Origin of the sequence: Acinetobacter haemolyticus CIP 64.3 = MTCC 9819 (genome assembly GCF_000369065.1) — a bacterium.
In the GTDB taxonomy this organism is placed as follows: Bacteria; Pseudomonadota; Gammaproteobacteria; order Pseudomonadales; family Moraxellaceae; genus Acinetobacter; species Acinetobacter haemolyticus.
The window spans coordinates 68,100-82,257 of record NZ_KB849800.1 but is presented as its reverse complement, the minus strand read 5'-3'; the positions used below and the strand labels follow the sequence as shown (position 1 = coordinate 82,257).

The 14,158-nt window shown below is 41.2% G+C and carries 15 protein-coding genes and 2 pseudogenes; 11 read left to right on the top strand and 6 right to left on the bottom strand.

The window, feature by feature from the left end:
* Positions 1–31: 31 nt before the first annotated feature.
* The 5 genes from F927_RS03095 (at position 32) to F927_RS03075 (ending at position 5,626) form a co-directional block, all read left to right on the top strand.
* Positions 32–580, top strand: a complete 549-nt coding sequence (locus tag F927_RS03095) for a TetR/AcrR family transcriptional regulator (RefSeq protein ID WP_005081372.1) — start codon at positions 32–34, stop codon at positions 578–580.
* Between the two features lie 12 nt (positions 581–592).
* Positions 593–2,248 carry an MFS transporter gene (locus F927_RS03090; protein WP_005081371.1) on the top strand — a complete coding sequence of 552 codons (1,656 nt, stop codon included), beginning with the start codon at positions 593–595 and terminating at the stop codon, positions 2,246–2,248.
* Between the two features lie 125 nt (positions 2,249–2,373).
* Positions 2,374–3,438: an HlyD family secretion protein gene (locus F927_RS03085; protein WP_228127569.1), complete on the top strand. Its 1,065-nt coding sequence runs from the start codon at positions 2,374–2,376 to the stop codon at positions 3,436–3,438.
* A gap of 65 nt (positions 3,439–3,503) precedes the next feature.
* On the top strand, positions 3,504–4,376 hold the full coding sequence (locus F927_RS03080) for a 1-aminocyclopropane-1-carboxylate deaminase/D-cysteine desulfhydrase (protein WP_005081369.1): 873 nt from the start codon (positions 3,504–3,506) through the stop codon (positions 4,374–4,376).
* Positions 4,377–4,423: 47 nt separating this feature from the next.
* The gene (locus F927_RS03075; protein WP_026057255.1) at positions 4,424–5,626 is read left to right on the top strand and encodes a BaiN/RdsA family NAD(P)/FAD-dependent oxidoreductase; all 1,203 of its coding nucleotides are present in this window, start codon (positions 4,424–4,426) and stop codon (positions 5,624–5,626) included.
* A 64-nt stretch (positions 5,627–5,690) separates the two neighbouring features.
* Here the strand turns inward: F927_RS03075 and F927_RS17165 are convergent, their stop codons facing one another.
* The 3 genes from F927_RS17165 to F927_RS03065 all read right to left on the bottom strand — a co-directional run bounded on the left by F927_RS17165 (position 5,691) and on the right by F927_RS03065 (position 8,138).
* Positions 5,691–5,864 (bottom strand): hypothetical protein, encoded by a 174-nt coding sequence (locus F927_RS17165; protein WP_004638069.1) that lies wholly within the window; start codon positions 5,862–5,864, stop codon positions 5,691–5,693.
* Between the two features lie 285 nt (positions 5,865–6,149).
* A complete protein-coding gene (locus F927_RS03070) occupies positions 6,150–7,712 on the bottom strand; it encodes a mechanosensitive ion channel (RefSeq protein ID WP_005081355.1) in 1,563 nt (520 codons plus the stop codon).
* Between the two features lie 225 nt (positions 7,713–7,937).
* Positions 7,938–8,138, bottom strand: a complete 201-nt coding sequence (locus F927_RS03065; protein WP_005081354.1) for a hypothetical protein — start codon at positions 8,136–8,138, stop codon at positions 7,938–7,940.
* Positions 8,139–8,343: 205 nt separating this feature from the next.
* Here F927_RS03065 and F927_RS17050 point away from each other — a divergent pair.
* The 5 genes and pseudogenes from F927_RS17050 to F927_RS03045 form a co-directional block, all read left to right on the top strand.
* Positions 8,344–8,508 (top strand): annotated as a pseudogene (locus F927_RS17050) (hypothetical protein); the annotation flags it as partial.
* Positions 8,509–8,593: 85 nt separating this feature from the next.
* Positions 8,594–8,977 (top strand): transposase, encoded by a 384-nt coding sequence (locus F927_RS03060; RefSeq protein WP_001055585.1) that lies wholly within the window; start codon positions 8,594–8,596, stop codon positions 8,975–8,977.
* Positions 8,974–9,309: an IS66 family insertion sequence element accessory protein TnpB gene (tnpB, locus tag F927_RS03055; protein WP_000618091.1), complete on the top strand. Its 336-nt coding sequence runs from the start codon at positions 8,974–8,976 to the stop codon at positions 9,307–9,309. The genes F927_RS03060 and tnpB overlap by 4 nt, the downstream gene beginning before the upstream one ends.
* A gap of 74 nt (positions 9,310–9,383) precedes the next feature.
* A complete protein-coding gene (locus F927_RS03050) occupies positions 9,384–10,967 on the top strand; it encodes an IS66-like element ISAba25 family transposase (RefSeq protein ID WP_005080579.1) in 1,584 nt (527 codons plus the stop codon).
* Between the two features lie 31 nt (positions 10,968–10,998).
* Positions 10,999–11,265, top strand: a pseudogene (locus F927_RS03045) (hypothetical protein); the annotation flags it as partial.
* A 34-nt stretch (positions 11,266–11,299) separates the two neighbouring features.
* On the opposite strand, the gene F927_RS03040 reads toward F927_RS03045, so the two are convergent.
* Positions 11,300–12,061, bottom strand: a complete 762-nt coding sequence (locus tag F927_RS03040) for a ferredoxin--NADP reductase (RefSeq protein WP_005081347.1) — start codon at positions 12,059–12,061, stop codon at positions 11,300–11,302.
* Positions 12,062–12,169: 108 nt separating this feature from the next.
* On the opposite strand from F927_RS03040, the gene gigC reads away from it, so the two are divergent.
* Entirely contained in the window at positions 12,170–13,054 is an 885-nt protein-coding gene (gene gigC, locus F927_RS03035; RefSeq protein WP_005081346.1) for a LysR family transcriptional regulator GigC, read from the top strand.
* An 11-nt stretch (positions 13,055–13,065) separates the two neighbouring features.
* On the opposite strand, the gene F927_RS03030 is transcribed toward gigC, so the two are convergent.
* Complete coding sequence (locus F927_RS03030) at positions 13,066–13,764, bottom strand: cold shock domain-containing protein (protein ID WP_005081345.1); 699 nt, start codon at positions 13,762–13,764, stop codon at positions 13,066–13,068.
* A gap of 81 nt (positions 13,765–13,845) precedes the next feature.
* Entirely contained in the window at positions 13,846–14,139 is a 294-nt protein-coding gene (locus tag F927_RS03025) for a cold shock domain-containing protein (RefSeq protein WP_004638062.1), read from the bottom strand.
* Positions 14,140–14,158 lie beyond the last annotated feature (19 nt).

Here is a 14,158-nt window from a genome sequence, read left to right as displayed (position 1 = left end):
AATTTAGCTAAATTTTCTATGAATCCCCAAAATGATAAAACGTCAGCAACGTGCGATTCAAAATCGTGATGAATTGCTCCATGCCGCAGAAGAGATTTTTCGAATCCATGGCGTGCATGTTCCTTTACAAACCATCATTGACCACGCAGGTGTGGGACGTGCAACGTTTTATCGTAATTTTGCTGACCGTAAAGCATTGATTGTGGCTTTACTCGAACAAGCCATGACCAGACTCGAAGATCATGTGCAAGCTTTACAGGCTTTTGATGATGGCTTTCTTCGCTTAATCGAAAGCTATGTTGAACAAGTTCCCCATCTCATTGTCCTTATTGATTACTGGCGTATTGTTGATCGTCATGACCCAATCATGTTAAACATTTATGCACGGCGTGATAAAGCATTACAACCACTAATTAACCAAGCCATACAACATAAACTGTGCCGTCCTGATCTTACACCACAAGATTTTTCTATGATTGTGGGAATCTTAGGTTCCTCATTTCAAGGACATACTGCTTCAGATCAAGTTCAGTTAGCCAAACGAGCAATAGAATTATTATTAAACGGCATTAAAATTTAGTTCGAGGATCATATGGATAAAAGCCCTCGCTACCTTGAAACTCCACCAGATTGGTCTGCTGAAGAGCGTCCCACACTACCGGGTTCGCCTGCAGCAATTGCTCATGCCACACCGAAACGTTTCGCTTATTTTTTTATTGGCTTATTTATCTGTATTGCTGCCAGCTTAAGTAACGGCTTTGTGATTGCGAACTTACCTATTTTCCAAGGTGAGTATGGTTTAACCCCTTCTCAAGCGGCATGGCTCCCTGCAGCGTATGTGATGGCAAATGTCAGCGCCAACTTAATTTTATTTAAAGCACGTCAACAATACGGCCTACGTCTATTTTCTGAGATCGGTCTGCTGGTTTTTATTGGTGTATTGATTCTCCATCTCATCGTACAGACTTATGAAATGGCATTGATTGTCCGTTTTATTGCAGGTCTTGCAGCTGCTCCATTAAGTTCGCTTGGGATGTATTACACCATGCAGGCATTTGGTAAAGCTGATTTAGCGAAAGGGATTTATCTGGCTTTTGGTTTTCAGCAACTCGGTCTACCACTGGCATGGATGATTTCACCCTTTCTCTTAAGTGCTAATCAATGGGATGTGATTTATACCTTTGAACTGGGATTGGCCATTTGCTGCTTTGCCATGGTGGTTGCACTCAAATTACCTCGAAGTCTGCGTCTTGCTGTTTTTGAAAAGCAAGATTTCTTTACCTTTGCCTTACTGGCGCCAGGTTTTGCTTGCTTATGTATTGTTCTCACGCAAGGCCCTATTCTTTGGTGGTTTGATAGTCCTTGGCTGGCTTATGTGTTAATTGTCGGCTTTTGCCTGATTGTCTTAGGCTTAACTTATGAGCATTATCGTGCCAATCCACTGATTATGACGCGCTGGCTGGCAACAAGCGACCTGCTTACGTTTATCTTTAGTGCATTTGCCTTACGTCTGTTGATGTCAGAACAAAGCTATGCGGCTGTTAATTTTCTAAAAACTATGGGGATGGGACCTGACCAATTCGTCCCGCTTTATAGCGTCATATTTTGTGGAACCATTGCAGGCTCAGTCTTTAGTGCATTGACCTTTCATAAAGATCGCCTAATTTTGAATTTGTTTTTGGCAGAGTTTCTAATCTTAGTCGCATGTATCTTGGATTATCACCTAACCAGTGATGTACGTCCTGCAAACTTCTATCGAAGTCAGTTTCTTGTTAGTTTTGCTGGTGGCGTGTTTATTGGTCCTTTGTTGTTGATGGGCTTTGTACGTACTTTACAACGTGGCCCACAATACGTCGTTACCTTTGTTGTGCTATTCACAGCCACCCAGAATTTTGGAGGTTTAGTCGGTTCATCCTTTTTCAACACTTACCAACAACAGCATACCTATGATTATAAAATTGAAATTAATAGCCATTTAAACCCAACCGACCCAACTGTTGCCCAACGCATAAAAAGTTATGAACAGAGTGCCATGTTAAATACAACCGATCCTGTTTTGCAAAATAAACAAGCGATGCAAAACTTGAATCAAGTTGTGACCCGCGAAGCACAAGTTCGTGCATATAACGATGTGATTGTGCTCAATGGTATTTTCGCGATTATTCTCTTGATATGGGGCTTATTTAAATATGCCCGTGAGAAATATAAAACGATAAAAAATAGATCCTTAACCAGCATTTCGAGTTAACATTTGATTGAGAAAATATTATGGCAGAAGAAACCAAAGATAATACCGAAAAGCAGACTCAGGAAAGTCCGGCTATAAATGCTGAAACATCCCCTCAGTCTAGCAATACAATTCAAGCTGCAGAGATGCCACCGCCTCCTCCGCCAGCAAGTAAGTTGATCAAAACTAAACGTTCAACCCTATGGTGGATGCTGTTGGTTTTATTGGTAGGTATTACCATCATCTTATGGGCATGGAAAATTGGTCCCTTTCATACAGCGATTGAGCAGACAGACAACAGTTATATCAAAGGGAAAACCACGATATTGTCCTCACAAATCAATGGTTATATCAAAGATGTATTGGTCAAAGATTTTGATCATGTGAAACGAGGTCAAGTGTTGATGCACATCGATGCAACAACCTATGATCAAAAAGTTACACAAGCGGTTTCAGGTGTAGAACAAGCTCAAAATAGCCTTGCCAATCAAACTCAAGCCATTGCACAGCGCCAAGCCGATGTCGTAGCGGCACAAGCCAAGCTAGATCAGGTCAAAGCGCAATATGATTTATCACTGGCACAACTGAAACGTTATCAACAATTGGGCAATAGTGGCGCAGCATCCAAATCTGAGCAAGATAAGGCCGCAGCCGATGCACAAAACAATCTTGCGTTACTCAAACAAGCCCAAGCCAATATTCTAGTGGCACAAGAGGCTTTAAAAACAGCACAAGTGGCAGAAGCAGGTTTAAAAGCACAGGTCAACAGCGCGCAAGCACAACTGGATCAAGCCAATACCACCAAAGATTACAGCACCATAGTCGCGCCACTGGACGGTCAACTCGGTGAAGTGAATCCTCGTGTCGGTCAATATGTTGCCGCAGGTTCACAATTACTTTATTTGATTCCACAACAAACATGGGTGATTGCCAACTTTAAAGAGACGCAGATTGCCAACATGAAAATAGGTCAGAAAGCTTCTTTCACTGTTGATGCCATGAAACATCAAAAATTTACAGGCCGTGTTGAACAAATCTCCCCTGCAGCTGGATCAGAATTCAGTGTATTGAAACCTGATAATGCAACAGGTAATTTCACTAAAGTGGTTCAACGAATTGCCGTTCGTATTGCGATTGATCCTGATCAAGAAGGTATCGAAAATTTACGTCCAGGTATGTCCGTGGCGACATCAGTGGATACCGATTCTTAAGCCATACTGACATTCTCAATCAAATCCATTTACAATGTGATCAAATCCATTTTTAACTCACCAAAATGTTTGATCACATTGCTTTTCCCACACCTTATCAAACATTGGATCTGCCTTATCCAGTTCAACTGACGATCAAGCGTCTTGACCTGATTCATCCTCAGATTTCAGGCAATAAATTTTTTAAACTGAAATACAACTTACGTGCAGCCCATCAACAAGGCTATAAGCAAGTGCTCACTTTTGGTGGAGCTTATTCCAATCATATCGCAGCAACGGCGTATGCGGCCCAATGTTTTGGCTTTCAAAGTATAGGCATCATTCGAGGTGAAGAACTCGCGTCTCAAACATTAAACTCAACACTACAAACAGCACAAAATTTTGGTATGCAACTGCATTTTGTTAGTCGATCTGAATATCGCCTACGCCATGAAGCTGAGTATTTACAACAATTAAAACAGCTTTATCCAAATACGTTAATTATTCCAGAAGGCGGAACAAATGAACTTGCAATACAAGGGACAAAAGAAATATTGTCTGCGGAGGATCGAGAAAATTATGATGTGATTTGTTGTGCTGTGGGTACAGGTGGAACTATTGCAGGGATAATCGAAAGTAGTTCAGCTCAGCAACAGGTTTTAGGATTTTCTGCACTCAAAGGTGATTTCCTCAAATCAGAAATTCAACAATGGACGGATAAGCAAAATTGGTCTTTAACCGACGCTCATTGTTGCGGTGGCTATGCCAAAACCACACCTGAATTGCTGCAATTTATGCAGGACTTTGAGCAGAAATATGCAATCCCTTTAGAGCAGGTCTATACCGCTAAAATGATGATGGGATTGTTTGATTTAATACGGCAATATCATTTTCCTACTGATACCCGTATTTTGGCGATTCATACTGGCGGACTACAAGGAAAACTGAAAACATATTAAATACTGCATAAATCTTTTATAATTGCCCGCTTTTCGTCGATCGAGTAATGTCCATGGTTCATCAAGTTGATGTTGTTGTTTTAGGTGCTGGCGCATCTGGCTTGATGTTGGCTGCTGAAGCAGGTAAACGCGGACGTTCAGTTGTAGTTCTCGAAAAAGCCAATAAGGTAGGCAAAAAGATTTTAATGTCTGGTGGCGGTAAATGTAACTTTACCAATCTCGATGTAGAGCCATCCAATTATCTTTCAGAAAATCCGCATTTCGTGATTTCAGCACTCACCCGCTACACCAACTGGGACTTTATTGGTTTGGTCTGTGAATATGGCATTGAATACGAAGAACGTAAACACGGTCAACTCTTTACTTTGAAAGGATCTAAAGAAATTCTTGAGTTGTTACTTTCAGAATGTGATAAAGCAAAGCGTGTTCATATCCAAACCCATTGTGAAGTTGAGCACGTTCAATCAAAAGCAGATACAGGTTTTATCATTGAGACCAATCAAGGCACATATCACTGTGAATCTTTGGTGGTTGCCACAGGCGGCTTATCGATTCCAACCTTAGGTGGTTCAGGTTTTGGTTATGAACTGGCAAAGCAGTTCGGACATCATGTATTTCCAACCCGTGCTGGCCTCGTTCCATTTACCTTTTCTGATCATTTCAAAGAAGTCACAACCCGTCTTAGTGGCAATGCTTTAGATGCCACACTCATAAATGATCGTCATCAATTTACTGAGGCTTTGTTATTTACCCATCGTGGCTTAAGTGGACCAAGTTCATTACAACTTTCTAACTATTGGCATGTCGGTGAAAGTTTTAAAATTGATTTCTTTCCAAGCCAAGATTTTAGTCAATTTTTCAAAGATAAGAAAAAAGCACAACCCAAAGTTCTACTCAGAACGTTGCTCAGCAAGTTCACAGCCAAAAGCATTGTTCTCGAATTACAGCAACTCATTTGGGCCGAACATAGTGAAATTGCAATTGGAAATATCAGCGACGCTCAACTCGAACACATCGCCACCCAACTACATGCATTTACAGTCAAACCCTCAGGCACTGAAGGTTATCGCACCGCAGAAGTCACGCTCGGTGGTGTAGACACAACCGAAATCTCCTCTAAAACCATGGAGAGTAAAAAGCAAAAAGGCTTATATTTTATTGGTGAAGTCTTGGATGTTACAGGACATCTAGGAGGATATAACTTTCAATGGGCATGGTCGTCAGCACAAGCCGCAGCGCAATTTGTATAATCCTCATTTGTGCAAAGCATGGATGAGCCAAATACCAATACTTTAGCTCAAAGCAACGGCTTTATCAGCGTTCATCCCGTTTGGCATCATCTAAATTTGATTTTTTATGAGTATTTGACTGTGACTGTTGCTTTTCATTATTTGCTTTTGCAAATACAAATTTATAAGCACTCGCTAAGAACCCAACAGTAATCCCAGCAATGATAATAGGTGCGAATACACGATTTGGCCTCTTCACTTCATTCTCCTGTCGATTTTTTATTTAGAGACGATTGATATTAGGGGTTTGTTGCTATTTTCATCCTATATTTCAATTAGAGCTATCGCTCGTAAGGTGAAATATAAACAGACCTTATATATAAATGAATTGCTTTTTAGGTCATTTTTTTGATTGAAAGCATTCATCATAGTGTAGAAATGTTCTGTTTCCTCTCTATGATAAAGATCAATAGCACAGATATAAACAAAACGACCACCCTGTTAGAGTGGTCGAATTGACTGAAAAAATCAAAGATTATTTTTTCTATTCATCAGAATTTGGTGAAGTTGGCGGTGTTGGATTCACCGGATTCACGGGCTTTTGTTGCTCCTGATGTAAAGGATTTGGTTGTTTTGCTTCATTTTTTGCCTTATCAAGCAAATCCGTCAGCAAACGCTCAGCAGGTTGACGACCGCCTAGACCAAACGCCAAAGCAAATGCAACTGCAACTGAACCTAAAGTTAAACCAAATGCCAAGTTTACAATCGAGTCAGCAATACCCATTGCTTTTAACCCCATTGCGATCACTAAGCCCATAATGAGGATACGAACTAAATTACCTAACCAACGAGAGCTGTTGTATTCACCACGTTGTACAACGTTAGCAACCACATTCGCAAGCCAGAAACCGATCACAAGGATCACAGCACCTAGCAAAATACTTGCACCGAATTGGATAAACATCGCAATCAGAACGCTCACTTGCTCCAGACCAAGTCGATTTGCAGCTTCAGAAACTGCAAATAGCATTGTGAAAAATACGATCAGATATCCAATAATATCAGACACACGTGTTTGACCAAGGAAGCGCTGTAAATCCAGCTTCATTGGAACTTCATCAACACCAGCCCCAGAAATCAGTTCAGCGACTAATCGTCCAACAAAGCGAGAAACGACATAAGCTACGATTAAAATCAATGCTGCAGCAATGATTTGTGGTATAGCAAGCATAATGTCATTCAACATTGCAGTAGCAGGTTGTGAAATAGCTTCTATGCCCAATGCTTCAAAAGCAACAATCAAACTAGTAATGATAATGATGGCAAAAACAAATGAACCTAAGAATCTAGAAACATTTGAATTTTTAAACAATCCAACTTTTTGTGCTTGTGCTTGTAAGCCAAGACTATTGCTCAAACCTTCCACGATACCGCGTACAATTTTTGCCAGAATATAACCAACAAAGATGATTACACCCGCAATAAATAGATTAGGTAAATACGAAATCGCATCATTTACCATATTCTGTACAGGGATCAACAAGCCAGTTAAGCCCAGAATCGAAAGCACAATCGGTAAGAATAGTAATAATACAAGCCAGTAAAAGATCTCACCTATATTACTACTCAGTGAGCTCACACCCACCTCACTGCTCAGCTTTTCATCCCATTCTGTTTTCGCAAGTACTTTGGTTAAACCTGCTTGCACTAAACGAGCAACGATCCAGCCGATGAAACCTACAGCAACCGCAGCCAATAGATTTGGTAAATAAGCGAGTACACGCCCCACCATATTACTAAATGGATCACTCACACCACTAATGTTGAGGATATTCAAGGCCCCGACAACCGCAAGGATCATCACAAACCAGAAAACAAGCTTGGATATTAGACTTTCAATATTTGAGTTCTGTCCTGTCGCGGAAGAGAGTCGATTATTGGTATCCAGCTTTTGTAGTAACTTCTTTACGCCAGCAGCAATGACCAACGCCACAATCCAACCGACTAGTAAAATGACGATTGCAGCTAAAATAGGCTGAAACTGATCCCAGTAGTACATGGCATCGAATCCTCCTCGTTGGGAGGGGTCTCTAAAAAAATCATTCATGTTGTTATCCTTATGTCATGTTTTTACATGTTGTACGATCCACTCATGATCACTCAGTGAGCAAGCAAATAATTTATGGATGCTTTCACCTTAGTTTTTGTCTATTTTCCAATCAATGAATCGCATCACTAATACAACAAAAAATCCGCAAAATATTGCAAAAAAGCCTATTGATTCACATCAACAGGCTTTTCCCATTATCAAACTTGGTCTATAAGAAACTGCTTATGCATTTAAAATTACCGACTGCAAATGTGACATAATCACTTGGGCAGTGGGTTTCGCCGAATGATCAGCAACCATAAATACAAGCAGTGCGATTAAAAAGATTCCCACAATAATCAAAATATAAACGGGTAATCTTCTCTTCTTGGTAATTTCTTCTTTACTCGCCACATGAGGCTGTGGCTTACTAAAATCATGCATGATAGCAGCCCTCATCCTTTTTACTGTTCAGCTTTATATTAACAATACGCAATGTTGCATTGTGTGAAGAAGATTCGGACTATCGTTGCCCTAGTTGCATAACTCTACTTTATATTTCAATATACTTTGTATAAAATATAGGCGCTTTAGCAATACTATAAAATAAGCTATAATACTTGCCCTCATTTCCACACTGTTCTGCTTTATGTCCTACAGTCAACAAAGCGTTTCTCTTGAATTGGACACTGATGTTAGCCATCAATGTTTTTTGCATCACACTCGTGATGAACATTTGATTGGTATTATTGAATTTAATAAGCCGAGCTACATTTTAAAATGGGGTGATCTTGAATATTTCCGTCGTCGTACGTAAGCATCCGGCTAACACAGCCTTACCAAGCGATCCTATAAGCCTTAATTTAGTTCCCACCTAAAAACAAGTGGGGACTTAATCCATGAACATGGATATATATTCAGCAACACCTCCTGTTGCTAAAAAACGCCGAAAATACAGCAAAGAATTCAAACTCAGTATTGTCAATGCCTGCAAAAATCCTAATACCTCGATCGCTTCGGTCGCACTGCAACATAGTATTAATGCCAACCTTGTCAGTCGTTGGATCAGGATCTTCAGCCATCATGAGGGTGCCGTGCAGGATCCTACTCATGTGAATCCAGCATTTATTGCTTTGCCTTACACTGCTGCAATCAGCCAACCTATTGATGAGAGGATCACGTTGTGTATCACCGTGCCTCATACGAATAATGATATTCAGCTAAAATGGCAGACATCAGAAATACCTGCCTTGGCAGAATTACTCAAGGCACTTGCAACATGATCCGCATTGATGAAATCTGGTTGTCTACTCAGCCCATGGACATGCGTGCAGGTATGGATACGACCATGGCTCAGGTGGTGAGAGCCTTTGGCTACATCAAACCGCATTGTGCTTACCTGTTCTGTAATAAACGTGGCCATCGCATGAAAGTGCTGGTACATGATGGATTGGGCATCTGGCTGTGTGCCCGGCGGCTGGAACAGGGCAAATTTCACTGGGCTCAAGTTCACCAAGGTGAAACCGTGGCCCTCAGCCCGGAACAGTTACAGGCACTGATCCAAGGTTTGCCCTGGCAGCGCATTGGACGACAGCAGGTGGTGACGATGCTTTAAACCAGGCTCGACCATTCTGCTATTCTCCAAACGTTCTATTTCATTCTTCTCATGACCTCAGGCATACTGCGGTCATGAATACGCTGCCTGACTTAAGCCAACTGACCCATGAACAACTGCTGGAATTCACCAGGCAGTTGGCGCTGCAGCATCAGTCTCTAGCACAATCAAACCAACAATTGGATGCCAAAGTTCAACATCTTTCTATTCTCAATCAAAAATACGAGCATGAACTGGCGCTGTTTAAAAAGCACAAATTCGCCCAAAAGAATGAACACTTAACGGCAAAACAAATCCATCTGTGGGATGAAGCGGTTGAAGAAGATATTGCCGCGGTTGATCTAGAACTGGAACGGCTAAATGCAGATAAAACCAATGCAGCGACACAGAAAGCCAAAACCAATAAACCTAAACGTCGACCACTGCCAGATCATCTACACACCATCCGTATTGAGCATGAACCTGCATCAACCCAATGTGCTTGTGGCTGCCAACTCCGTCGTATCGGCGAAGATGTCAGTGAAAAACTGCATTTCAGACCGGCACAGTTCTATAAGGAACAGCATGTGCGTGGTAAATGGGTCTGTGATCAGTGTGACACTCTAACTCAGCAAGCGATGCCCGCCTATGTGATTGATAAAGGCATTGCTTCACCTGAATTGCTCAGCCATGTGCTGGTATCGAAGTATGCCGATCATTTGCCGCTGTACCGTCAGCGCCTGATCTATCAGCGGGCGGGAATCGAACTGTCCAGATCCACTTTATCTGACTGGATAGGTCGCTGCGGTGTAGAACTGGAACCTCTGGCCAATGCCTTAAAAGAGGTGGTGCTGCAACAGCGGGTGCTGCATGCAGATGAAACACCGGTCACCATCATGCGGATGGGTGAGAATAATAAAAAACCGAAGAAAGGTTATGTCTGGGCCTATGCCACCACACAGTATAATCCAGTTCAGGCGGTGATCTATGACTTTCAGGATAGTCGTTCAGGCCAGCATGCTGAAGAGTTCTTGAAAGGCTGGCAGGGCTATCTAGTCTGTGATGATTACAGTGGTTATAAAGCACGTTTTAAATCAGGCCAGGTGATTGAGGTGGGGTGCATGGCCCATGCACGTCGTAAATTCCATGAACTGCATGTAACTGGGAAAAGTCAGGTTGCTGAACAGGCCTTAGTGCTGATTCAGAAACTGTATGCGATAGAAGCAGAACTCAGGAAAAAGACCGATGGTACAGCGGAAGACCGCCGCGAATACCGACAACAGCATAGTCAACCAGTGATGCAACAACTATATGAATGGCTCAACCAACATCATCTGACAGTGCCATCGAGTTCTCCCACCGCCAAGGCTATCAATTACACTCTGAAGCGTTGGCCAGCCTTAAGCCGCTATCTGGATGATGGCAATCTACCGATATGCAACAATTGGGTAGAGAATCAGATGCGTCCCTGGGCGTTGGGACGCAAGAACTGGCTGTTTGCAGGTTCGCTGCGCAGTGGTCAGCGAGCGGCAAACATCATGACTTTAATCCAGTCAGCAAAGCTGAATGGCTTGGATCCGTATGCCTATTTAAGTGATGTGCTGAAAAGGTTACCGACACACAAAGTGACCCAAATTGAAGAATTGCTGCCGCACTGCTGGAAACCTAAATCGAATTAAAAAATAGGTATGGGATTCAGCGGACGCTTACCGTCGTACCGATGAATTTTCAGTCATGCCTTTACCTGACTGTATCAATGCCATGATTATTGATATTCGAAATGTGCAACCTTTTTTAGATAATGAAGTTCCAATTGTACCTTGGCGCTTACTTGAAGAAGACTGCCCAATCAGGCTTGTAGTACCGCAGGACCGTTTAGCCCATTATACAGGTGTGTTTGAACCGACATGGTTAAGCACTGACATCGATACCGCAATTCAAGAAATTCGTGAATTTATGGATATGCTTGTTCATTAACACATATCCTATTCAACTTATTTTTCTCGGTTGGTTACCAATAATTCTCAACCGCAATATTCCCCTCTCCACGACGATTCATGGTTAGCCCACGCTGTTTTAATGCTTCTTTGGTATCATCCACCATTTGCGGATTGCCACACAACATGACATGGCTAGTTTCTGGATTAAATTCCAATCCAACAACTTTTTCGAGCTGACCATTGGCAATTAAAATTGGTAATCGATCATGCAATTTGGCGTTTGGATCACGGGTAATAATAGGTACAAACTGAAACCCAGAATGACCTTCACCAAAGGTTGCTGCAATCTCCTGAATACGTTCAACATACGCCAATTCTGAAGCGGTACGAACACTATAAACGAGATTGATATGCTGATATCTATTCCACGTTTCAAAATCTTGCAACATCGATAAAAATGGTGCTAACCCAGTACCCGTAGCCAATAACCACAAATCTTTTGGTAATGGCTGCTGATAACGTGCAAGTGTTAAATAACCATAAGATATCTTTTCAAGATAGAGCTCATCACCTACTTTTAGATGCTGTAAGTTTGAGGTAAATGCGCCTTCAGGGACAACAATTGAAAAGAACTCCAAGGTTTCATCAAATGGCGATGACACAACTGAATAAGCACGAACCACCAATTCACCATCCACCATTAAACCAATACGCGCAAATTGACCTGCGGTAAATTTAAAATGGGCTGGACGGGTCATAGTAAAACTAAATAGAGTATTGGTCCAACGATGAACCGATAAAACTTTTTCTACGCTAAATTTTTCAATTGACATGATTTGAACGTGGCACGAAACAGTGTGCTCATGGTAGCATGATCTGATTATTTATAAATACTCTAGAGTCTGCTAAATATAGACTCTCAATACGTTAAGGCTTTTAACATGCGCATGACATTACGCCAATTGGCTGTTTTCGTGGCGGTCGCTCAAGAAGGAACTGTTACCAAAGCGAGCGATGCTGTCAGACTCACGCAAAGTGCGGCAAGTATGGCTTTAGCTGATTTAGAAGATGGTCTTGGAGCACCATTATTTGATCGCTTGGGTAAACGTCTACAACTCAATGATTTGGGTAGATTCTTACTTCCCCAAGCACTAGAAATTTTAGGTCGTTGTGAATCTTTTGAACAAGCGGCGAAAGGTGAATTGCAAAGTATTGATTTACGTTTAGGTGCAACCTTAACGATTAGTGACTATTTGATGCCTGATCTGATGGCTGATTTTTTACAGCTTCATCCTCAAGCTCATCTACAACTACAAGTTGGTAACACACGCCAGATGATCGAAGCCGTCAATCAATTTCAACTTGATTTAGCCTTAATTGAAGGTTCTTGTCACCTCCCACAGCTCCAATGTATCCATTGGCGCAATGATGAACTTGCTGTTTGTTGTGCACCCGATCACCCTCTTGCACAGTTAAATCGTCCTATCACAGCAACCGATTTTCTAGATGTTGAATGGATCTTACGTGAAGAGGGTTCTGGTACTCGTGAAGTATTCGACAATGCAATTTTACAAGACCTACCTGATGCAAATATTCGGTTAACATTGGGCCACAATGAAGCAATTTTAAAAATTGTTACAGGTGGTTTAGGTATGACCTGTGTTTCTCGATTGGCCATTGAGCCTTTGCAGGAAAAAGGACAATTAGTCATTCTAGACACACCTTACTGGGCGTTAACACGTCCTCTTTACATGCTCGTGCATCGTCAAAAGTATCAGGGACCAGGTTTAAAAGCCTTTTTACAATTCTGTGAAGATCAGGTTTAAGCCTGATCTTCTTAATGACGTGCAAATTGTCGTTCGCACGGAATTCCATCTCCATCCCCATCCATTTGGGTATTGGGACAATTTCTTAAAAAGAATACAGCCTCATCATAAGACCTCATTTGCGAGCAATGAATTCGCCCATCACAACTAAATTGATTTTCTGAAGCAACCTGCTGTTGAATTGATACTCCGGAGTTATGAGTAGATTTTAATGCATTCTCTGTTTTTTCAGAGAGCTTTACATCAGGCAGATCTCCTATAGCTTGACGTTGAGCATCTATAATCCTTTTTTGCTCTTCAATCAATTGCCCAACCTTGAGTTGTTGAGATTGCTGATAAGCTTGATATTTTTTAAACACCAGTCCTAGTAAAATTGCGATGATAATCATCGCAACTATTGTGTAAGTCAGTCCCTTTTTACCTTTTGTTTTTGAGTTACTTTGAGCAATATTTTTTATAGACATGTCAGGTTGAATCGCTTCATGAACTGGACTAACAGCTTTCAGGTCTAGCCGCACGATATTTGTTGCTTTAAATTTACCTTTATCCTCAACAATTAAAAACTTAACTAATTCCCCAGTTTTTGGCTCACCGCCTATTTTAGGAAAATCTGTTATATGAAAAAAAATATCTGATCGATCATGTTCTACTTCGATAAAACCAAAACCACGATCTGAATTATAATTTTTAATTTTCCCCGTAAGAAACATAAAAACTTCCTTTACTCTTATTCTTTTCTACAAAGAATAAGGGTTAAGCATAGCTTACCCTTACTCTATACCCCGAATTATTTAACGTCGAAAATTTGATAATAGTTCGCTTGTAATTGCTTTATTATGATTCGCTATTTTTGTTTTCTTGGTTTTTGCAGGGTTAGGATCAACACGCTCAATTTGTACAGCTTTAAATTTGCCTTGATTTTCGACCACAGCAAACTTCACTTTTTCATTTCGTTTCGGTTCGCCTTCTGCTGACGGGAAATCTGAAATATGAAAAAAGACATCACCCTCAGTTGTACCAATAAAACCGAATCCTTTATCAGGATTATATTGCTTCACTTTTCCTTGATAGAAATCTTGTTTCATCACATTTACCCCTACTGTA